Below are 21,048 nucleotides of genomic sequence, written 5' to 3'. Positions count from 1 at the left end.
GTCCATCCAGCGGACTTCATCAGGGCGCGCGGCACCTCATGCCGCAAACGAGACGCCGTATACATGGCCGCGACCGACCAAGTGCCAGACGACCAAACAAAGCTCTTGCCAAGGCGCCATCCATACACGGTTCGAGCACAATGGCGAGCGCTGCGGCGCCACGCGCGGCAATGGCATCATGGCACCTGCGGGTGTCGAATGCGCCGTCGGCGGTGACGCTGGCGATCTCCTGCTCGGGAGGGATCTGATCGAGCAGCGCGGGCAGCATGGGCGCGTCGCCCACGTCGCTGGTGGTGAACTCGGCCGCACGGATCTCCAGTGTTTTCTCGTCAATTCCGATGTGGATCTTGCGCCAGACGCGCCGTTTGCGGCCACCATGCTTGCGGGCGTTCCGTTCGTCGGGAAAACGGTCCACCGGACCGTTTCCTGATCCTCCTCACCCTTCGCCCTCGACCTTGATCCCGGTGCTGTCGACCAGCAGGTGCAGCGGGCCGTCCGAGCCGCGGTAGGGAATGTTCACCTTCAGGGTCTTCTGCCGCCGCGACAGCGTGCTGAAGTCGGGCACAGCCCAGTTCAGGCCGATCAGGCGCAAGAGGCTCTCCACGAACCCGGTCGTCTGCCTGAGCGCCATGCCGAACAGCACCTTCATCGTCAGACAGGTCTGGATAGCGGCGTCGCTGTAGTCGGGCTGCCTTCCTCGCTTCCCCGTGGGCGCAGCCTGCCAGGTCATGGCGGGGTCGAACCAGATCGTCAGCGAGCCGCGGCGCTTGAGCGCTTCGTTGTAGCTCGGCCAGTTCCGGGTCTTGTAGGCGGGCGACGTCGGTCTGCTCATAACCCTAGCTACCACGCTGGAGTCACAGACTGAATCCCCTCAGACCATTTGTACAACATGTGTAACCGCCCCATGCGCAAGAGGGTTGTTGGAGCGGGCTCTGGCGCGTCGTCGGGTGCTGACATGTGTCCGGCCTCCGTTGCGGCCATCTCCATGCCGCGGGCCCGTATGGTGTCCGCAGGTCGGGTCCAGATCAAAGCCGCGTGCTCGATGGCACTCTGTTGCACCCTGGGTGTCCCGATCCCGTCTCACGACCGTTGCGCCAAACCTCTCCTTGCCCTCTTCCGCTCCGACGTCCTCGCGACCAGTGACGGCTTACGCCGCCGATGCCGGAGACTGGTAGACGCCGCCCCGGGCCATCAGGGCCCAGACGATCCGCGCCATCTTGTTCGCCAGCGCCACCCGCACCAGCATCGGCGGCTTGCGCGTCAGCATCCCGCCCAGCCAAGTGCCCGGCTGGGCCGCGGCATGGACATGCCGTTTGATGATGACGCTGTTCGCGCCAATGATCAGCAGCCGTCGCAGCGACCGCTCGCCCATCTTCGTCGTGGCCCCGAGACGCTGCTTGCCGCCGGTGGAATGCTGGCGGGGCGTCAGGCCCAGCCACGCGGCGAAGTCGCGCGCCTTGCGGAAGGTCTCGGGCGGCGGGGCCAGGACCGCGATGGCCGTGGCGATCAGGGGGCCGATGCCGGGCACGGTCATCAGCCGGCGCGCCACCTCGTTCTCCTTGGCCCGGCGGGCGATCTCGGCATCGAGCTTCCCGATCTCCGTCTCCAGATGGGTGAGCGCCCCGACCAGCACCTTCAACGTGGCGATCGCATCGGCGGGCAGCCCGCTCTCAGGGTCCTCGACGATGGCGATCAATCGCGCGGCGTTGGCTGCCCCCTGCGGCACGATCTGGCCGAACTCGCCGAGGTGGCCGCGCAACGCATTGATCGCCCGGGTTCGCTGCCGGATCAGCAGCTCGCGGACCCGGAACGCCATTGCCGCTCCCTGCGTCTCCTCGCTCTTCACGGGCACGAACCGCATCGTCGGACGCTGGGCTGCTTCGCAGATAGCCTCGGCATCGGCCGCGTCATTCTTCTGGCGCTTCACGAATGGCTTGACATAAGCGGGCGGGATCAGCCGCACCTCATGACCCAGCTTGCCGATCTCGCGACCCCAGAAGTGGGCGCCGCCGCAGGCTTCCATCGCCACCACGCACGGCGCCAGGCGGCCAAAGAAATCCAGTACCTGATCCCGTCTCAGCTTCTTGCGCAGCACCGCCCGCCCCGAGGCGTCGGCGCCGTGCGCCTGGAACACATTCTTCGCCAGGTCGAGCCCGACCGTGATAATCTCCGACATGACCGCTCCCCTCTGTGGATCTTCGCAAACCCACCTTGGCACATCGATGCCGTCGGGGGGCGGTCACATCATCAGAGCCCCTTTTGGACGCCTATACGGGGTCCCGGTTCAATGCTGATTGACAGACGCCTGGGAGCGCCTGTTCGACCGGGCCGACAAGGAGACCCGGACAACGATGTTGTTCCTGATGGTCCTTCAGGAGATTTACACGGGTCACAGCAAGCTTTCGGAGGAGGAAATCGACGCCATCGACATCGAAGCCCCCGACCAGATCCCGAACTGCATAGCCACGATCCTCCGTCAGTCACGCCCCGAGCTCTTCCGCCCGGAACCCGCGAACCTTTCCACGATGCCCTTCAGGGCGGGAGCCCGGCCGGGACGAAACGATCGCTGCTCCTGTGGGTCAGGACGAAAGTACAAGCAGTGCTGCGGTCGGCACTGAGCTTCTTCTGCCCTTCTTGGCCCCACTCTGTCCTTATTCGACCGGGTCATGCTGCAGTGCAGGGGCCAGATTGGCAACAACACTCAGGGCCCCGGTCACCAGCTTCTCGCGATCGTCGGCTTTGCGGGACCTTGCGGACGTTCGAGCCTCCACACGACGCCCCTTCGCGGTCGCAGCATGATCGACCTGGAGGGCGGAAAGCCGACCGATGCGGGTACGGCAGCATGGTAGTGACGTCGGGCTGAAGCAGCCATTCGCCGAAACCGCACGGTTCATGCAGTCGGCCCGGGTTGCGAAAGCTTACGTCCCACCATCTCGGTTGGCTGCATTACTCCACATAGCCTGCTGGCCTTCGCCGGCTTCTCCGGGATCGTCAAGCTGAAGTGAACCGTCCGCGACCACGACGCAGGATGATCCCGAAATGCCGCATCGCCTCCGACCGGTCCGCCGCGGACGGCCGCGGGGCAGGCCTGAACGGAGCAGGATGCAACCGATGTCCTGCGCGCCGAGCAACGGAGCGAGCTGCCCCGAATGGTCCGTGTGACCGCGGCACGTTTTCGGAACATCTTCGTGCCGTCAGGCATTCTCTCCGGCATTTCCAGTTTTGCGATCGGGTTTTCCGGCGGTACGAATGTCAAGACACCGACAGACTCCCAATGCAAACCCTGTCAGGTTTCCGTCCTGAGGGGTCTGCGCGGCAGCATCCGAGGCGCCGGAAATGTCGGGGGAGGTTTCTTTGGTCAGTTTCCGCGCGGCATCATGCCGCTGACCGGAACAGGGTCGGCGATCTTCTGGGGGTGGCCCGGGGCGGATGCTGCGTTTCCGCGGAGCGTGCAGTGGGACTAGGGTCGGCGCCGTGACCGCGGCGCCCCGACGGCGCCTGCGGTGAACCTGAAGGCGCGGCTTCACGGGAGAAGGACGGGATGCGCAAGAATGTGATGGTGCTGGCTCTGGCCTTGATGGTCGGGACAGGCGGGGGATCGGCCGTTTCCGCCGAGACGCCCGAGGCCGAAGAGGTGATCGAGTCCAAGGCATACACCCCGCGGATGACCTTCACCAACGCCAGCGGCGGCGAAGTGGTCTTCTACGGCCAGTTCAACCCGGCCTTCCAGTCCTTCGACGACGGGGTGGGAACCACGAGCGGCCTTGTCGACAACGGCAACTGGAACTCGCGCCTCGGCTTCCGCTTCGAGACCGGCCTCGGGCTGCGCAGCAGTGCGCGGATCTCGCAGGAGGCACGCCGACCCGACTGGATCAACTGGCAACGCACGTCGCTGCGCTGGGTCGAAGTGGCCTGGGACACGCGCCATGGCTCGTTGTCCGCCGGGCAGGGCAGCACCGCTTCGGACGGCACGGCGAGCCTCGACGACTCCTTCACCTTCCACGCCGGCGCCGCCGTTTCCTCGGACGGGTTCAGCTCGTTCCGGTTCCGCGACAGCACCGGTGCGCTCACCGACATCCCATCGGCGCGGTCAACGACACCTTCGGCGGCAACCGGCGGTTCCGCATCCGCTGCGACACGCCCAGCTACGCGGGCTTCGTCTTCTCCACCTCCTACGGCCGCGAGGTGCTGAACTCGGCCGACAAGCGCCGCTTCCACGACATCGCCGTCCGCTGGAACGGCGACTTCGGCGACGTCTCGGTCCAGACCGCCGCCAGCTATGGCTGGGACCACGACCCCGACGCCCCGAACGAACGCCGCGTCGTCGCCGCGGCGTCGCTGTTTCACAACCCCACCGGGCTGAACCTGTCGCTGGGGGCCAGTTCGCGCATCGACGGGCCGAAGCAGGTCTACATCCGGGCCGGCTGGCGGACCGACCTTTTCGACGTCGACACCACCTCGCTCTCGGTCGACTGGTTCCGCGGCTGCGACTTCGTCACCGACGGCTCGCGGACCAAGAGTTACGGCCTCTATGCCGTGCAGAGCTTCGACGCCCTGTCGCTGGACGTCTATACCGACTGGCGGCGCTTCATCTGCAGCGACCGGACCCCGACGCGCTATCAGAACGCCAACGGCGTCCTGCTGGGTGCGCGCTGGTTCTTCTGAAGCTTCAACGTATGTGACCTGGGAAGGATCGAAACAGATGGCAGCAGACCTGGAGATGGAACTCGAAGAGCGGCTGGTCCGTTATGCGGCGGTCGACACCCAGAGCGACGCGGACTCGCCGACGCAGCCAAGCACCGCTTCGCAACTGGATCTCCAGCGGCTGCTCGTCGAGGAACTGCGGGCAATCGGCGCCGCGGATGTCGTCCTGACCGATTACGGCACGGTGCTGGCGACGATCCCGGCCACCGTCGACGAAGACGTGCCGGTGGTGGGCCTGGTCGCCCATGTCGATACCGCGCCGGGCTTCCATGCAAGCGGCGTCAAGCCGGTCGTCCATCGCAACTACGACGGCGGCGCCATCACCTTTGCCGACGCCCCGTCACTGGTCCTGTCTCCCGAGGTTTCACCGCCGCTCGCCGGCAAGATCGGCCATGACATCATCACTGCCAGCGGCACGACGCTGCTGGGCGCCGACGACAAGGCGGGCGTCGCCATCATCATGACCGCGGCGCGGCACCTTCTGTCGAACCCAGGCATCCCCCATGGCCGTATCCGCATCGCCTTCACCCCGGACGAGGAGATCGGGCGGGGCGTTGACCCAAGGCTGCCGGCCGACCTCGGCGCGGACTTCGCCTATACCTTCGACGGCGCCAGCCCGGGCGACATCGAGGCCGAGAGCTTCTCGGCGGATCAGGCCGTCGTCACCGTCACCGGCGTGTCGATTCATCCCGGCTGGGCGAAGGGCAAGCTGGTCAACGCGCTTCATCTGGCGGCAAAGATCGTGCAGACGTTGCCCCACGCAACCCAGACCCCAGAAGTAACGGAGGGGCGCGAGGGTTTCCTGCATGTCCACACCCTCAACGGCACCGCGGCCCGGGCCGAGGTGCGGATCATCCTGCGCGATTTCGAGCTCGACGGGCTGGCCGCGCAGGGCGACATGCTGCGACGGGTCTGCGACGCCGTGGCCGCGACCGAGCCGCGGGCGTCGATCACCTGCGAGATCACGACGCAATATCGCAACATGCGCTACTGGCTCGAGGACAACCCCGGGCCGGTCGAACTGGCCCGGGCGGCGTATCGAGACCTCGGCCTCGAACCCGTCGAGGTGCCGATCCGTGGCGGCACCGACGGGTCGCGCCTCACCGAACTCGGCGTGCCGACACCGAACCTGTTCACCGGCATGCAGGCGATTCACGGGCCGCTGGAATGGGTCAGCGTCCAGGACATGGCGGCCGCGACCAAAGTCTGCCTGAGGCTCGTGGAGCGCGTGGCCAAGCGGGAGCAGATGGCGACATAGCTCCTTCCCTGCGCGGCATCGCGGTGCGATCCGCCGCTTCTCCATCCCGCCTGCACCGCCACCCAACGACTGAAGGAACACCCCATGAGCAACGCAAGCCGCCACCTCGACGTCGCCTCGGCCGAAGACTATCTGCTGCGCTACCTCGCCATCGAAGGCGTGACGGGCGAGGAAAGGCAGATCGCCGAGGCGATCCGTGACGATCTGATCGCCCTGGGCGTGCCGGCCGACGCCATCCGCTTCGACGATGTTGCCGCGCGCATTCCGCTGCCCACCCAGACCGGAAACCTGATCGTCGACCTGCCCGGCACCCGGCCCGGGCCCAGGCTGCTGTTCTCGACCCATCTCGACACAGTGCCGCTTTGCGCCGGCGCCAAACCCCGGCGCGAGGGCGACCGGGTCGTCGGCGATGGCACGACCGCACTGGGCGGCGACAATCGCACCGGCTGCGCCCTGCTTGTGGCGCTGGTTGAAACGCTGTTGAAGCACGACCTGCCGCATCCGCCGATCACCCTTCTGTTCACGGTGCGCGAGGAAAGCGGGCTGCATGGCGCGCGCGAACTGGATCCTAAGGATCTTTCGGGGGCGGCGATGTGCTTCAATGTCGACGGACGGCTTGCGTCGGAGCTCATCATCGGCGCGGTCGGCCAGGAGAACTGGGAAGTCGAGATCACCGGCAAGGCCTCGCATGCCGGCGTGGCGCCGGAAAAGGGTATCTCGGCCACCCTGGTGGGCGCGCTGGGTCTTGCCGAGACGCGCGCGACGGGCTGGTTCGGCAAGGTCGAACGTCCCGAGGGGCACGGCACCAGCAACGTCGGCATCTTCGGCGGGCGCAACGGGGCGGCGGCGGGCGATGCCACGAACGTCGTCACCGACTATGCCTGGCTCAGGGGAGAGGCGCGCAGCCCCAGCGAGGCGTTCACCGCCAGCATCACCGCCGGCATCCGCGCCGCTTTCGAGGCCGCCCGCTCCCAAGTGACCGACAGCGAAGGCGGCATGGCGGAGATCGCGTTCTCCAACGCAAAGGCTTACCCGCCCTTCAACCTCGACAAGGGCAGCCCGGCCGTCAGCCACGCCGTGAAGGCCGTGCAGGCGATCGGGCTGGAGCCGACGTTCGTCTTTTCCAACGGCGGGCTGGATGCCAACTGGTTGGACAAGCATGGCGTGCCCACCGTCACCATCGGCGCAGGCCAGTACGAGATCCACACGATCAAGGAGTACGTCCACCTGCCCGAGTTTGCGCAGGGGTGCCGACTGGCCATCGAACTGGCCACGCTCTGAGAGTCGACGCGGCCCGGACACGGCGCAGCGCACCTGCGGCAGCGCCCTGAGCAGCGCGCTGCCGGGATTGCGAGCCGCGCCGTGTGACTGCCCGGGGGGCGCTGCCGGCACATCGTCGAGGCGAAGGCCCCCTCGACCACCCGGCCGCGTCGCGAAACCAGGCAGACAGCCGAAGCGGCCCTGCCATGGCCACAAGCTGGAGACGGGTTTCACCTCCCGTGCAGCACCCACAGGAATTGGGAGCGGGCGCGGGCGAACCACGCGGGGGGCGCAGTTCGGCAATGCGGGATCGAGGCGCGCCATCCGGCCTCGCGCCCGTGCGGTTATGCCAAGCCCGTCCCTTTGCCAATCTCTTTGTTCAGACGGCAGAACTGGCAGCCGAGCGCCGCTGAAGGGCGAGAATGGTTCTCCTTACACCAAGGGCGAAGGTCCGCTTTGGGTCGACCACAATGCCGCACCTGCGAAGGCGTCTTCAATGCCGTGGCCTGCCTGAATGTCGCCGATGGGCTCACAGCGGTCCCCCATGACGGAACCTCCTTTCAGGTGGTGCACACTCGCGCAGGGTCGGCCAGACCGACCTTGGACAGGTCAGGGGTGCATCCAAATCTGGATAACCCCCAAGTCTGAGGGCATCGTCGTCCCCCACTGGGAGAAGATCACCCCGGCGTCTCGCCAGGGCCGTAGCGACCCGCGCAGCCGGGGACTTCACCGCCCGCCCTTCCCTTCCCTGCCAGGCGCCGTGTTCGCCGCTGTGCGAGGCGCTGCGCGCCTGCCTGGCGATTCCTGCGCGCATCTTACGCTCGGCCAAGACCTGCTCCGCGATCAAGGGCACCATGTCGGGGTCGTTGAGCATCGCCACGGGGTGGGGCGGGGCATGCCCCTCCAACTCCTGCCAGCGGTCCACCACACGGGCGGTGAACTCGGGCGAGAGTTGCGCGACCACGATGTAGGTGTCGCGCTGGCCGAGGTGGTAGGTGGTCGCGGTGTGCTTCCGGCCGTGCGAGGTCTCGATTTGATCTTCCACCACTGGTAGGACTTCGATCACGCCCCGCTCGACCAGCCGCTCGACGGTGCGCTTCACGCTATCGTGCCGCTTCTCCACCAGTTCCGCGATCTCGCGCGAGGACATGGTTATGGCCTGCGCCTCCAGTTCCTGCCATCGGTCCACCACGCGGGCGGTGAACTCAGGCGAGAGCTGCGCGATCACGATGTAGGTGTCGCGCTGGCCGAGGTGATAGACAGATGTGGCGCGCGCGCAGCCCATCGTGTCGAAGTCTTGTTCGACCGCCGTTGGCGGTTGGACAATCAAGCCCCGCTCATCGATGCGCTTGACGCATCGGCCAGGATTCCGATGGCGCGCTTCACGCTTCCACAGCTTGTGGAAACGCGTCCCACCCGCCGTGTTCTGCACCTGACACAAAGTGCCGCCAAGAGTGACGGCTGTCAGCTCTGCGGGACCTTGCGGACGTTCGAGCATCCACTCGATGATCCTTCGCCGCTGCAGCATCACCGACATGGAGGGCGGAAAGCCGACTGATGCAGGTGCGGCAGCGCAGTCGCCGCATCCGGCCCCGCCGTCGCCTGCGTGATGAGTGCGCGCCGACGAGGCTTGGCCTCCGTCGCGCCCAAGCACCCCGTGTTCTTGCCGTTCACGCTCCATTGCTCTTCATCAAGGGAATGGCGCTCCGGGCTGTCTCAGGAAACCGTGCCCCAGCCCAATGGGAGCCGGTGACGTACTCGACGGACGCATGCATGCGGCGCACGCCTGCACCATGGGTGCGGGAGAGTTGCGGGGGCTTCTGGAGTCGCGCGAGAGGGTCGAGGGCGATACGGGGGCTGGGAGCTTGGCCCTTTGCGTGCAGCCGCATCGGATCGGGCGCGGCGTCCTCAAGGCGACGCGCGGGTGGTCACTCTGCGCTCAGGGTTGACTCGGGCGGCATGCGGTGTGCACGCTCACGTCGAAATGCTGCGGTGCAGCGATTCCGGAGGCAGGCATGGCGACATCCCCCGAGCCGCACCGCAGCCGCGACGGCCGGCTGCTGATCGACCTCGCGCTGCAGGGCGGGGGAGCGCATGGCGCCTTCACCTGGGGCGTACTGGACCGCATCCTCGAGGAGGACTGGCTGGAGATCGAGGGGATCTCGGGCACCTCGGCCGGAGCGATGAACGGGGCGGTGCTGGCGATGGGGTTGGCCACGGGCGACCGCAGCACGGCGCGCGAGCTGCTCACGGCCTTCTGGCGCAAGACCTCGGAGGCGGCGCGCTTCAGCCCGTTCCAGCGTGGCCCGCTGGAGCGGCTGACGGGGAGCTGGTCGCTGGACAACGCGCCCGCATTCATCACCATGGACCTGATGGCGCGGCTGATCTCGCCCTATTCCCTTGGGGGATTTGCCGGCAACCCGCTGCGGGACCTGCTGTGCGAGCTGATCGACTTCGAGCGTCTGGCCACGGGCCCTGTGAAGCTGTTCGTCACCGCCACCAATGTCCACACCGGGCAGGGCCGGGTGTTCCGCCGCGACGAGGTGACGGTGGACGCACTGCTGGCCTCGGCCTGCCTGCCGTCAATGTTCCAGGCGGTGGAGATCGACGGCATCCCCTACTGGGACGGCGGCTATTTCGGCAACCCGACGATGACGCCGCTGGTGCGGGAGTGCGAGAGCAACGACACATTCCTCATCCAGATCAACCCCGTGGTCCGCCCCGAGACGCCCCGCACCGCGCGCGAGATCGCGAGCCGCCTCAACGAGATCTCCTTCAACGCGCCGCTGCTGAAGGAGCTGCGTATGATGGCGATGATGCGCCGCGTGGCCGACCCCGGTCACCCGGAGGCGAAGGCGCTGGCCGAGATGCGGCTGCACCGGATTACCTCGGACCTGATGGTGACGCTGGGCCATTCGTCCAAGCTGAACGCCGAATGGCCGTTCCTGCAGATGCTGTTCGAGGCCGGACGCACCGCCGCCATCGAGTTCGGCCGGGCGCACATCAATGACGTGGGCGTGCGCTCGACCTTCGACATCGACAGCCTGCTCGAGGGGACTTGAGCCATGCTAACCCCCCTTACGATCGGGCTGCTGGGCATCCTTGCGGCGCTGACGGTGCTGATGGTTCTGGCGTTCCGGGGCTGGACGATCCTGCTTCTGGCACCGCTGGCGGCGATGGTGGCGGCGGCGTTTTCGGGCGAGCCGTTGCTGGCGCACTGGACGCAGACCTTCATGCCCTCGGCCGCGGGGTTCGTGGCGCAGTTCTTTCCGCTGTTCCTGCTGGGCGCGCTGTTCGGCAAGCTGATGGACGATTCCGGCTCGGTGGACAGCATCGCCGACTGGATGACCCGCAGCCTTGGGCCGCAGCGCGCGGTGCTGGCGGTGGTGCTGGCGGGGGCGATGGTGACCTATGGCGGCGTCAGCCTGTTCGTGGCCTTCTTCGTGATCGCGCCCATGGGGCTTGCGCTGTTCCGGGCCGCTGCGATCCCGCGGCGGCTGTTGCCGGCGGCAGTGGCACTGGGGACGACCACCTTCACGATGTCGGCGTTGCCGGGCACGCCGGCGATCCAGAACGCGATTCCGATGCCGTTCTTCGGCACGACGCCCTTTGCGGCGCCGGGGCTGGGGATCGTCGCGTCCGCGGTGATGCTGGGCTTCGGGCTGTGGTGGCTGACGCTGCGGGTGGCCCGGGCGCGCGCGGCGGGCGAGGGCTTCGGCGGCGATGACCAGCCGCCCACCGACGAGGTGGCCCTGCGCGAGCTGGCGAGCACCGCGCGCGAGTTCGACCCGGCCGAGATGGAGCGCGGCCAGCGCAGCCCGGGCCGGCCGCCGGTGGCTCTGGCGCTGCTGCCGCTGGTGCTGGTGGTGGCGGTGAACCTGGCGATGTCGCAGTTCATCCTGCCCGCGCTCGACTTCGACTTCCTGGCCGAGCCGCAATGGGGCGGGACCGGGCTGTCGGGCGTGGGTGGCGTGTGGTCGGTGGCAACCGCGCTTCTGGTGGCGATTCTGGTGCTGGTGGGGACCAACATCCACCGTTTCCCGGCGCTGCGCGACAGCGTGGACGCGGGCGCCACGGCCGCGGTGCTGCCGGTGCTCAGCGTGGCAAGCCTCGTGGGCTTCGGCGCGGTGGTGGCGGCATTGCCGGCGTTCGAGGCGGTGCGCGAGTGGGTGCTGGGCATCGGCGGCGGCCCGCTAGTGTCGCTGGCCACGGCCACGACGATCCTTGCGGCCCTGACCGGCTCGGCCTCGGGGGGGATGATGATCGCGTTGCAGGCGCTGGGCGGCACCTTCATGGAGATCGCCGCCGTGACCGGGCTCGATCCCTCGTTGATGCATCGCGTCACGGTGATCGCCTCGGGCACGCTGGACATGCTGCCGCACAACGGGGCGGTGGTGACGATGCTCGCGGTCTGCGGCTGCACCCACCGCGAGAGCTACCTCGACATCGTCATGACCGGCGTGGTCAGCGCGCTGCTGGCGTTGATCGTGGTGATCGGGCTGGGGACGGTGTTCGGGTCGTTCTGAGCGCGACTGCGCCCGTCAGCGGCCTTCACCGTTATGGGGTGTGGCGCTTGTGGAGCGGAAATTCTCGGGCGGCGGTCCACTGGCCGGGCGAGATGGCCTGGGTCAGTCGCACGAGTGGGTGCGGGCGATGGGGCGGAATGGCATGTCAGAGACCGTTCTCGTCGGCCAGCGTGAACAGCCGCTGGCAGAAGCCGGATCCAGCCGGCCCCGCGGCCGTCAACGTCCACTCCGTGAACCGCGTCGGAAAGCCCTGCGGCGTGATCTGTCCCGACGAGGCGATGCTGATCGGGAGATCGCAGCCGAAGGCGAACATCCCTTGGGCCACCAGCGCGGCGAAGGAGGCGCCTACGGCGCAGCCGACCAGCCCGATCCCGTGCCCGCCCAGATCGAACACCCATATCTCGGTGTGGTAGCAGACCCATCCTTCATGCCGCCGCGCGCGCCCCGCGCATGGTGCGGGTCCAGTCGGTGTGGGGGCCGATGACAGCCCTCCCGATCGGCGCGTGCCGGCGGGGCGGCGGGATCAGTCGGCGGGCTGGAAGGCAAAGGGCGCGGCCGGCTCGAAGGCGGCGGAGACATCGCCCGACAGCACGCGCTCCATGTCCAGCCCGAGGTCGAGCTTCAACACCTCGGCACCTTCCGAGAAGTCGAGAGTGTCGAGGTCCACCCAGAAGACGCTGGGCGAGATCACCGACTCGACGTGATAACGGCGGTCCTTGTGGTCGGCCACAACGCGCCAGCGGGTGGTCGAGAGGTTCGGCTGGTCGGCCACCGAGATGCCCTAGCAGGCCGCTGAAGAACCCTGCTCTGGACGGCGGTTGAGGGACATGATTCACCCCTCGGGCGGTTTCCGGAGGGGTGTGGATGCGGGGCGCGGACGAGACGAGCGGGTCGCTGTTCAGCTATGTCGACATGGAGGCTCGGATCCCGGCGCGCCATCCGCTTCGGCAGATCCGGCGGGTCGTGAACGACGCGCTGGTCGGGCTGGATGGTGAGTTCGAGGGCCTCTATGCCGTCGTCGGGCGCCCCTCGATCCCGCCGGAGCGGCTGATCCGGGCGAGCCTGTTGCAGATCCTGTTCTCGGTGCGCTCCGAGCGGCAGTTGATGGAGCAGATGGATTACAACCTGATGTTCCGCTGGTTCGTGGGCCTGGGGATTGACGATCCGGTCTGGGTCCCCACCGTTTTCACCAAGAACCGCGACCGGCTGCTGACCACCGCCATGGCGCGCAAGGTCATGGCCGCGATCCTGGCGCACCGCGAGGTCGCGCCGCTGCTGTCGGACGAGCATTTCTCGGTCGATGGCACGCTGATCAAGGCCTGGGCGTCGATGAAGAGTTTCCAGCCGAGGGCGGAAAGCGCGCCGTCTGACGACGAGCCGCCGGCCGACCCTCCCGGCACCGGGCCGGACGGGGAGGTCGCGGCGGGCACAGGGTCCCATCCGCCGACGAACGCACCCCAGGACACCGATCAGGACACCACCCCCGAGACCGCCCCTGCCCAGCCTGACCCCGAGACCACCCCGATGCCCAGCCCCAGCCGCCGCCACCGCAACGCCGAAGTCGACTTCCGCGGCCAGAGGCGCTCCAACGCCACCCATGCCTCGACCACCGATCCCGATGCGCGGCTGTTCCGCAAGGTGAGGAGGGTCAGCAAAGGCCCCAGTGGGGCCTTTGCCCGACGAACGGGGACCGGCGCCATGCTGTGCTACATGGGCCATACGCTGATGGAGAACCGCAACGGCTTCATCGTCCAGGCCGAGTTGACCCGGGCCGACGGCCACGCCGAACGCCGCGCGGCACTCGACATGATCCACCGCCATTCCCCCGGCTCCACCCGCCGCCTCACGCTGGGTGCCGACAAGGGCTACGACAGCGCCGATTTCGTCGCCGACCTGCGTCAGGCCTACGTCACCCCGCATGTCGCGCAGAAGGCCCGACACTCCGCCATCGATGGCAGAACAACCCGCCACCCCGGCTACGCCCTCTCCCAGAAGCACCGAAAGAAGATCGAAGAGCCCTTCGGCTGGGGCAAGACCGTCGGCGGCATGGCCCAGACCCTCCACCGCGGCCTCGACCGCGTCGCCGCCCGCTTCACCTTCACCATGACCGCCTGCAACCTCGCCAGGTTGCCGAAACTCCTCGCCGCCTGAGGCTGAAGACGCGGCCGAGGGCCCGTGACCGCCCCGAGGCGGCCAGATCCAACAGCGATGGACAGGGAAATCCGTCCAGCCGCCCGACTATTTCAGCGACCTGCTAAGGCACCTGCGTTCTCATTCAGCCATCTCCATGCGTTTTCCATTTACCGGGAGAACTTCTTGTACTTCACCCGCTTAGGCTGCACCGACTCCGGCCCAAGCCGCCGGATCTTGTCGGCCTCGTAGGCCTCGAAGTTGCCCTCGAACCACTCCACATGAGCGTCGCCCTCGAACGCCAGGATGTGGGTACACAGGCGGTCGAGGAAGAAGCGGTCGTGCGAAATGATGACCGCGCAGCCGGCGAAATCCTCCAGTGCGTCCTCCAGCGCCCGCAGGGTTTCGACGTCGAGATCGTTGGTCGGCTCGTCCAGCAGCAGCACGTTCCCGCCCGAGCGCAGCAGTTTCGCCAGGTGCACGCGGTTGCGCTCCCCCCCGGACAGCAGACCCACCTTCTTCTGCTGGTCGCCGCCCTTGAAATTGAACGCCCCGACATAGGCGCGCGAATTCATCTCCGCATCGCCCAGCGTGATCACGTCGAGGCCGTCCGAGATTTCCTCCCACACCGTCTTGGCGCCATCGAGGTTGTCGCGCGACTGGTCGACATACGCCAGCTTCACGGTGTCGCCGAAGGTGATCTCGCCCGCGTCGGGTTTCTCCTGGCCCGTCAGCATCCGGAACAGCGTGGATTTCCCCGCGCCGTTGGGGCCGATCACGCCGACGATGCCGCCGGGGGGCAGGGCGAAGGTCAGGTCCTCGATCAGCAGCGTGTTGCCGTAGCCCTTGCGCAGGCCGTCCACGTCCACGACCTTGCCGCCCAGGCGCGGGCCGTTGGGGATGATGATCTGCGCGCGGCCGATCTTTTCGCGCTCGGTGTGGCTGGCCAGTTCCTCATAGGCCTGGATGCGGGCCTTGGATTTCGCCTGCCGGGCCTTGGCGCCGGCGCGGATCCATTCCAGCTCGCGCTCCAGCGTTTTCGTGCGGGCCTTGTCCTCGCGGGCTTCCTGCGCCAGGCGCTTGGCCTTCTGTTCCAGCCACGAGGAATAGTTGCCCTCGTAGGGGATGCCCCGGCCGCGGTCGAGTTCCAGGATCCAGCCGGTGATGCTGTCGAGGAAATAGCGGTCGTGGGTGACGATCAGGATCGTGCCCTTGTAGTCGATCAGGTGCTGCTGCAACCACGCGATCGTTTCGGCGTCCAGGTGGTTGGTGGGTTCGTCCAGCAGCAGCATGTCGGGCGCCTCCAGCAGCAGCCGGCACAGCGCGACGCGGCGTTTCTCGCCGCCCGAGAGCTTGGTGACGTCGGCCTCGTCGGGCGGGCAGCGCAGCGCCTCCAGCGCGACGTCGATCTGGCTGTCGAGGTCCCACAGGTTCTCCGCGTCGATCTGGTCCTGGAGGGTGGCCATCTCCTCGGCGGTCTCGTCGGAGTAGTTCATCGCCAGTTCGTTGTAGCGCTCCAGCTTGGCCTGCTTTTCGGCCACGCCCAGCATCACGTTGCCGCGCACGTCCAGCGCGGGGTCGAGCTCGGGCTCCTGCGGCAGGTAGCCGACGCGGGCGCCCTTGGCCGCCCAGGCCTCGCCGGTGAAGTCCTTGTCCTGGCCGGCCATGATGCGCATCAGCGTGGACTTGCCCGCGCCGTTGGCACCGACGACGCCGATCTTGACGCCGGGCAGGAACGACAGGCGGATGTTCTCGAAGCACTTCTTGCCGCCGGGGTAGGTCTTGGACACGCCGTCCATGTGATAGACGTACTGGTAGCTTGGCATGCGTGCGGCTCCGTGTCTGTGTGATTTACCCTTCCGGGTCAGTGCCCCTCTAGCGGTTGCAAGGAGCGAGGGCAACGCGTCCTCGGATCCTTCACAAGGTGCGCTCCGCCAGCGACCATTTGCGTTGCAACATGACGAGAAACATTGCAGATAACAAGGCAGAGGCGAAGAAGATAAGCGCGCTGTCGATAAAGACTTTGCTGGATGGATTGACGAGACCTGTCCAACCCGCAATGTTTAACGGCCGGACCAGCAGTAGTGCGGCGATCAGGAAGGGAATGCCGGGCCGAAGGCGGAAAACCGCGTACATGACGGCTGGCACGATGAGAACAGCGTCGTAGCTGTGGAGCGGCAATAAAATCATTAGAAGGCAGCAGAGGGCGGCGAGACAGCCAACGGGGTCACGACGCCGAGTTGCGATAAGGCCCAGCCCCAAGGCCGCTCCGGCGGCCACCATCTTTATCCCGGTGCGCAGGGCGCCGGATGCTTCAACACCGAGCAGTGATGCAAGTTGCACCAGACCTGTACTGTTCGCGAAAGAATTGAAGATCATCTCCGGCGCACCGTAACGTTGCAGCGCCTCCGCCATACCCCAGACATCGGAAAATCCCAGAAATAGCAGCGATGGCAACGTCATAACGACAAGTGCGGCCAGGGCGCCGGTCACTGACCTGCGGCCTTCGGGGATCATCAGATAAAACAGGAGAAAGAAAACTCCGACGCTTGGTTTGAGCATTAGCAACACAAGTCCAGAGATTCGAGCGAATGTGGACCCCCGCACCTCTGCGTGAATGAGAAGCGCGATACCGCCCAGAAGCAAAAAGGATGTTTGGCCGATTGAAATTCCCCAGATCAGGGGTTGAGATACGCACACCAGAGCGGTGGCTGTGCCTCCCGCCAAGAATGCGTAGTGGCGATCTTGGCCTAAATTGAGAACAATAATCAAACACGAAACCAGTGAGATGCCCGCACCAGTAATTGCCCAGGAAAGTGTTGCCGTGCTGAACTCCGTCAATGCGCTAAGATTGGAAATCGGCCACCACCACGGTGGATAGACCCAGAAATGGGTAATAGGTCCAGGGCCCCACTCCGCAATGTACTGCAGCCCATATGCCTCTCCGTATGGCGACGCACCTTCGGACCAGACAACTCCGGCCAGCCAAATCAGACGAAAATCCAGGCCGCTGCTTCCGACAGCCTTTGCAATGAGGTAGATTGTTGACAAGGAGAGTATGATCGCTACTGCTGCTAGGCTTGTCCGGCCTCGGAGTAGGTTTTCAGAAAGCCGAGTGGAGCGAAGCTCGTTGGGATGTTCTTTCAAAACTGAAGTCTCCTTGTGTTTTCCGAGAAAGGTTTCTGCCGCCTGGCATTCGCAGGCGGGAAAAGTTTACTCATTTCTTGCAGGTTATTCTTGTCGATGAGCTTGGGAGCTGTTCTGTTGTCAAGGGTGGCCAAGACGTAATTCGTGGCCGCTGAAGCATCTGTTGTTTCCGTTCTGAATTTCGGATGCTTCGGTTGATTCCACGCTGGTAGGCATTTCACCGAATGCCCTCTACCATCCATAACCCCTCAGCGCACCACCACCTCGTCCGGGCGCATCCAGCCTAGGATGTCGCGCGCCTGTTGGTCCAGCAGGTCGAGGTCGAGGTAATCGTCGGACATCCGCCGGGTGCGATTCTCCATCTCCGCCAGTTCGGCGGCCAGCCGGTCGCGGGTGCGGGTCAGCTCGGCGATCTCGGCCTCGGTCTCGATGCGCTGGAACAGGCCATGGTTGCCCTGCACGGCGGCAAAGGTGAAATACCCCGCCACCGCAAAGGCCGCACTCAGATAGATCGCCGCGCCGAGGGTCGGGCGCGCATCATCGGACCGCATCGGCACCTCCCGAGATTTCGCCGCGCGAGCATGCCACAGCGCGGGCGGCGGGGGAATCCCCAACCGCCCCGAGGGTTACTGCAGGTCGCCAAAGGCGCGCTGCAGCCGCGTCACCGCCTCGGCCACGCGGGCGCGCGGGGTGGCAAGGTTGAAGCGCAGCCACTCCGCGCCGCCGGTGCCGAAGGTGCCGCCGTGGTTGGCGGCGATGCGGGCGTCACGCTCGACCCGGGCGGTGAATTCCTCGGCCGCCATGCCGGTGCCCGAGAAATCGACCCAGGCGAGGTACGTCGCCTCCAGCGGCATCGACCGCAGCCCCGGGATCGCCGCGATGCCTTCGTCGAACAGCCGCCGGTTGCCGTCGACATAGGCCACCATCGCATCCACCCACGCCGCCCCCTCGGGCGAATAGGCCGCGGTGACCATGTGCATCCCGAAGCTGTTGGGCGAGATGCCGAGCGCGTCCATGCTGCCGGCAAAGTCCCGGCGCAGTGCGGGATCCGGCACGATCACGTTGCCCACATGCGCCCCGGCCATGTTGAAGGTCTTGGTGGCCGCGGTCATCATCACCAGCCGGTCCGCCACCTCGGGGGCGGCCACCGGCATCGGCACATGGGTGTGGCCGGGCATCACAAGGTCGTGGTGGATCTCGTCCGACACCAGGATCAGGTCGTGGGCGCGGGCATACTCGGCTACCGCGCGCTGTTCCTCGACGCTCCAGACCCGGCCGCCGGGGTTGTGGGGCGAGCAGAACAGCAGCATCCGGGCGTTGTCGGGCAGCGGCGCGGACAGGTCGACGCGGTGGACGCCGTCCTCGACCACCAGCGGCACCTCGATCACCGCGCGGCCCGCGGCGCGGATGACGCGGGCGAAGGCGTGGTACACGGGCGTGAACACCACCACCCCGTCGCCGGGCTGCGTCCAGGTGTGGATGCACATCGCCGTGCCGTTCACCAGCCCGTGGGTGGTGAACACCGCCGCCGGGTCCACCGTCCAGCCATGGCGCGTGCGCATCCACCAGCCGATCGCCTCCAGATACGCGCTGTCATCGCCGAAATAGCCATAGACGCCGTGATCGACCGCCCCGCGCAGGGCCTGTTGCACGCACTCGGGGGCGCGGAAGTCCATGTCGGCCACCCACATCGGGATGCCGTCATCGGGCGACACCCCGTATTTGGCCTGCATCATGTCCCACTTCATGCAGTGGGTGCCGCGGCGGTCGATCTCGGTGTCGAAGTCCATGCCCATCCCTCGCTTGCTGTGCGCCCCCCTTCTTACCCGCCCTGACGGCGGGCACCAGTCGGGGGGGCACCGGTCGGCGGGCCTCAGGCGGGGCGGATCGCGGCGGCGGCGTAGTTGACGCCCAGGTCGGTGTCCGACAGCGACCAGCGCCAGCCCAGCGGATCGAACACCATGCCCTTGCGGTCCACCGGCTCCAGCCCCGCGCCGCGCAGCAGCGCCGACAGCTCCTCAGGGGTCACGAAGCGGCGCCAGTCGTGGGTGCCGCGCGGCAGCCAGCGCATCACCACCTCGGCGCCCAGGATCGCCATGGCATAGCTGCGCGCGGTGCGGTTCACGGTGGAGACGATCATCAACCCCCCCGGGCGCAACAGATCACGGCACGCCGCAAGGAACACGGCCGGGTCGGGCACATGCTCGATCACCTCCATGCACAGCACGACGTCGAAGCGTTCGCCCGCCGCCGCCAGATCCTCGGCGGTGGTCACGCGGTAGTCGATCTCCAGCCCCTGCTGCTGCGCATGCAGGCGCGCCACGGGGATGTTGCGCGCGGCCGGATCGGCGCCGACCACATCGGCCCCCAGCCGTGCCATCGGTTCCGACAGCAATCCCCCGCCGCAGCCGATGTCCAGCAGCCGCAGCCCCGCCAGCGGGCGCGGGCGGGTGGGGTCGCGGTCGAACTCGCCCGTGATCTGGGCGGTGATGTAGTCCAGCCGGCAGGGGTTGAGCATGTGCAGCGGCTTGAACTTGCCCTGGGGGTCCCACCACTCGGCCGCGATCGCCTCGAACTTGGCGATTTCGGCGGGATCGGGGGCGGTGTGGGGCCGGGCGGCGTCGCGGACCCGGTCGGTCGCATCTGTGGGCATGTCGTCCTCTTTGAAATTTCGTGACGCCTGCCCGTGGCAGCCCGGCGTCGAGACATATATAGGGTAACCATGGACAAGGTCGCAGACCAGAAGCGCGCGAGTGCGCATCTTTACCCGCCGGTCGAGCCATTCGACCAGCGCATGATGGACACTGGCGACGGGCACCGCATCTATGTCGAGCAGTGCGGCAACCCGCAGGGAATTCCCGTGGTGGTGCTGCACGGTGGACCCGGGGGGGGCTGTTCGCCCGCGATGCGGCGGTATTTCGATCCGCGCAGCTATCGCATCGTGCTGTTCGACCAGCGCGGCTGCGGCCGGTCCCGCCCGCATGCCAGCGTGCAGGACAACACCACCTGGCATCTGGTCGCCGACATCGAGCGGATCCGCACCGCGCTGGGAATCGCGCGCTGGGTGGTGTTCGGCGGCAGCTGGGGGGCGACGCTGGCGCTGATCTATGCCCAGGCCCATCCCGACCGGGCCGCGGCGCTGGTGCTGCGCGGGGTGTTCCTGATGACCCAGGCCGAGCTTGCGTGGTTCTATGGCGGTGGGGCGGGGCGGTTCTTTCCCGACCTCTGGGCGCGGTTCACCGATCCGATTCCGGCGGACGAGCATGGCGACCTCATCGCGGCCTATCACCGGCGGCTGTTCTCCGGTGACCCCGCGATGGAGACCCGCCACGCCCGCGCCTGGGCCGCATGGGAAAACGCGCTTGCGGCGATCGACCAGCGCGGCATGGGCGGCGAGGGACCGGGAGAGTATGCCCGCGCGTTCGCCCGACTGGAGAATCATTACTTCATCAACGCGGGGTTCCTGGAGGCCGACGGCCAGATCCTCGCGGATGTGGGTCGGCTGCGCGACATCCCGGGCCACATCGTGCAGGGGCGCTATGACATGATCTGCCCGCCCGAGGCGGCGTGGCGGCTGTCCGAGGCATGGCAGCGCGCCGATCTGCGCCTCGTGCCGCTGGCGGGTCATGCGCTGTCGGAGCCGGGCATCACCGCCGAGCTGGTGCGCATCACCGACGCCCTGCGCGACGGCGCGCGCGCGCTGGAGCTGTAGGCCCCGGTTCCGGGGGCCGCGTCAGATGCGCGGGCCCACGCGGTGGGGGGCGGCGCCGGGGGCCAGGCCCAACGCGCGGAACACCGCCGGGATGGCGTCCGGCAGGTCCTCGGCGATCAGGCCGGGGCCGATGTGGAGGGCGGCCTCCACATGCAGCCAGGCGGCGGTTGCGGCGGCCTGCGCGGGCGGCCAGCCGCGCGCCAGCAGCCCCGCGATCAGCCCCGCCAGCACATCGCCCGCCCCGGCCGTCGCCAGCCACGGCGCCGCGCGCGCCTGCGTGGCGGGGTGCACGAACACCGCCCCGCCGGGGT

Annotated in this window: 19 protein-coding genes and 1 pseudogene; 9 read left to right on the top strand and 11 right to left on the bottom strand. The window is 67.2% G+C overall.

The genetic code is table 11. The annotated features are described in order from the left end of the window. Nucleotides 1-103: 103 nt before the first annotated feature. Nucleotides 104-832, bottom strand: a pseudogene (locus CCR87_RS09535) (IS5 family transposase); the annotation flags it as partial. A 315-nt stretch (nucleotides 833-1,147) separates the two neighbouring features. Beyond that, nucleotides 1,148-2,176, bottom strand: a complete 1,029-nt coding sequence (locus CCR87_RS09530) for an IS110 family RNA-guided transposase (protein WP_201157294.1) — start codon at nucleotides 2,174-2,176, stop codon at nucleotides 1,148-1,150. Between the two features lie 175 nt (nucleotides 2,177-2,351). On the opposite strand from CCR87_RS09530, the gene CCR87_RS17735 reads away from it, so the two are divergent. The 5 genes from CCR87_RS17735 to CCR87_RS09505 all read left to right on the top strand — a co-directional run bounded on the left by CCR87_RS17735 (nucleotide 2,352) and on the right by CCR87_RS09505 (nucleotide 7,243). Next, nucleotides 2,352-2,618 carry an SEC-C metal-binding domain-containing protein gene (locus tag CCR87_RS17735; RefSeq protein WP_201157296.1) on the top strand — a complete coding sequence of 89 codons (267 nt, stop codon included), beginning with the start codon at nucleotides 2,352-2,354 and terminating at the stop codon, nucleotides 2,616-2,618. 923 nt (nucleotides 2,619-3,541) lie between these two features. Beyond that, nucleotides 3,542-4,192 carry a hypothetical protein gene (locus CCR87_RS09520; protein WP_201157293.1) on the top strand — a complete coding sequence of 217 codons (651 nt, stop codon included), beginning with the start codon at nucleotides 3,542-3,544 and terminating at the stop codon, nucleotides 4,190-4,192. After that, nucleotides 4,081-4,665 carry a porin gene (locus CCR87_RS09515; protein ID WP_476748500.1) on the top strand — a complete coding sequence of 195 codons (585 nt, stop codon included), beginning with the start codon at nucleotides 4,081-4,083 and terminating at the stop codon, nucleotides 4,663-4,665. The genes CCR87_RS09520 and CCR87_RS09515 overlap by 112 nt, the downstream gene beginning before the upstream one ends. Nucleotides 4,666-4,702: 37 nt before the next feature. Then, nucleotides 4,703-5,962 (top strand): peptidase T, encoded by a 1,260-nt coding sequence (pepT, locus tag CCR87_RS09510; protein WP_201157291.1) that lies wholly within the window; start codon nucleotides 4,703-4,705, stop codon nucleotides 5,960-5,962. Between the two features lie 84 nt (nucleotides 5,963-6,046). Next, nucleotides 6,047-7,243 carry a M20/M25/M40 family metallo-hydrolase gene (locus tag CCR87_RS09505; RefSeq protein ID WP_201157290.1) on the top strand — a complete coding sequence of 399 codons (1,197 nt, stop codon included), beginning with the start codon at nucleotides 6,047-6,049 and terminating at the stop codon, nucleotides 7,241-7,243. Between the two features lie 508 nt (nucleotides 7,244-7,751). Here the strand turns inward: CCR87_RS09505 and CCR87_RS09500 are convergent. Beyond that, a complete protein-coding gene (locus CCR87_RS09500; protein ID WP_201157289.1) occupies nucleotides 7,752-8,759 on the bottom strand; it encodes a Rha family transcriptional regulator in 1,008 nt (335 codons plus the stop codon). Nucleotides 8,760-9,237: 478 nt separating this feature from the next. Between CCR87_RS09500 and CCR87_RS09495 the strand changes: the two genes are divergently transcribed. Beyond that, nucleotides 9,238-10,284 (top strand): patatin-like phospholipase family protein, encoded by a 1,047-nt coding sequence (locus CCR87_RS09495; protein ID WP_201157288.1) that lies wholly within the window; start codon nucleotides 9,238-9,240, stop codon nucleotides 10,282-10,284. 3 nt (nucleotides 10,285-10,287) lie between these two features. Then, nucleotides 10,288-11,748 carry a GntP family permease gene (locus CCR87_RS09490; protein ID WP_207186609.1) on the top strand — a complete coding sequence of 487 codons (1,461 nt, stop codon included), beginning with the start codon at nucleotides 10,288-10,290 and terminating at the stop codon, nucleotides 11,746-11,748. Nucleotides 11,749-11,893: 145 nt separating this feature from the next. Here CCR87_RS09490 and CCR87_RS09485 read toward each other — a convergent pair whose 3' ends face one another. Both CCR87_RS09485 and CCR87_RS09480 read right to left on the bottom strand, forming a co-directional pair. After that, nucleotides 11,894-12,142, bottom strand: a complete 249-nt coding sequence (locus tag CCR87_RS09485; RefSeq protein ID WP_201157287.1) for a hypothetical protein — start codon at nucleotides 12,140-12,142, stop codon at nucleotides 11,894-11,896. A 129-nt stretch (nucleotides 12,143-12,271) separates the two neighbouring features. Continuing rightward, nucleotides 12,272-12,478, bottom strand: a complete 207-nt coding sequence (locus tag CCR87_RS09480; RefSeq protein WP_201157286.1) for a hypothetical protein — start codon at nucleotides 12,476-12,478, stop codon at nucleotides 12,272-12,274. Between the two features lie 134 nt (nucleotides 12,479-12,612). On the opposite strand from CCR87_RS09480, the gene CCR87_RS09475 reads away from it, so the two are divergent. Further along, nucleotides 12,613-13,899, top strand: coding sequence for an IS5 family transposase (locus tag CCR87_RS09475; protein WP_201157285.1), 1,287 nt, complete (start codon nucleotides 12,613-12,615; stop codon nucleotides 13,897-13,899). A gap of 149 nt (nucleotides 13,900-14,048) precedes the next feature. Here the strand turns inward: CCR87_RS09475 and ettA are convergent, their stop codons facing one another. The 5 genes from ettA to ubiG form a co-directional block, all read right to left on the bottom strand. Further along, nucleotides 14,049-15,704: an energy-dependent translational throttle protein EttA gene (gene ettA / locus CCR87_RS09470; RefSeq protein WP_201157284.1), complete on the bottom strand. Its 1,656-nt coding sequence runs from the start codon at nucleotides 15,702-15,704 to the stop codon at nucleotides 14,049-14,051. Nucleotides 15,705-15,795: 91 nt separating this feature from the next. Continuing rightward, nucleotides 15,796-17,025, bottom strand: a complete 1,230-nt coding sequence (locus tag CCR87_RS09465; protein WP_201157283.1) for a glycosyltransferase 87 family protein — start codon at nucleotides 17,023-17,025, stop codon at nucleotides 15,796-15,798. A gap of 248 nt (nucleotides 17,026-17,273) precedes the next feature. Further along, nucleotides 17,274-17,576, bottom strand: coding sequence for an FtsB family cell division protein (locus CCR87_RS09460; RefSeq protein ID WP_201157282.1), 303 nt, complete (start codon nucleotides 17,574-17,576; stop codon nucleotides 17,274-17,276). A gap of 75 nt (nucleotides 17,577-17,651) precedes the next feature. After that, on the bottom strand, nucleotides 17,652-18,815 hold the full coding sequence (locus CCR87_RS09455; RefSeq protein WP_201157281.1) for a MalY/PatB family protein: 1,164 nt from the start codon (nucleotides 18,813-18,815) through the stop codon (nucleotides 17,652-17,654). 83 nt (nucleotides 18,816-18,898) lie between these two features. Continuing rightward, on the bottom strand, nucleotides 18,899-19,678 hold the full coding sequence (gene ubiG / locus CCR87_RS09450) for a bifunctional 2-polyprenyl-6-hydroxyphenol methylase/3-demethylubiquinol 3-O-methyltransferase UbiG (protein ID WP_201157280.1): 780 nt from the start codon (nucleotides 19,676-19,678) through the stop codon (nucleotides 18,899-18,901). A 69-nt stretch (nucleotides 19,679-19,747) separates the two neighbouring features. On the opposite strand from ubiG, the gene pip reads away from it, so the two are divergent. Beyond that, the gene (gene pip, locus CCR87_RS09445) at nucleotides 19,748-20,737 is read left to right on the top strand and encodes a prolyl aminopeptidase (RefSeq protein WP_201157279.1); all 990 of its coding nucleotides are present in this window, start codon (nucleotides 19,748-19,750) and stop codon (nucleotides 20,735-20,737) included. Between the two features lie 21 nt (nucleotides 20,738-20,758). On the opposite strand, the gene CCR87_RS09440 is transcribed toward pip, so the two are convergent. Continuing rightward, a partial coding sequence (locus CCR87_RS09440; protein ID WP_274609768.1) for an NAD(P)H-hydrate dehydratase occupies nucleotides 20,759-21,048 on the bottom strand: 290 nt, incomplete at its 5' end.

The sequence above is a fragment of the Rhodobaculum claviforme genome (assembly GCF_016653255.1).
GTDB lineage: Bacteria > Pseudomonadota > Alphaproteobacteria > Rhodobacterales > Rhodobacteraceae > Rhodobaculum > Rhodobaculum claviforme.
This window is presented reverse-complemented; position numbering and strand designations above follow the sequence as displayed.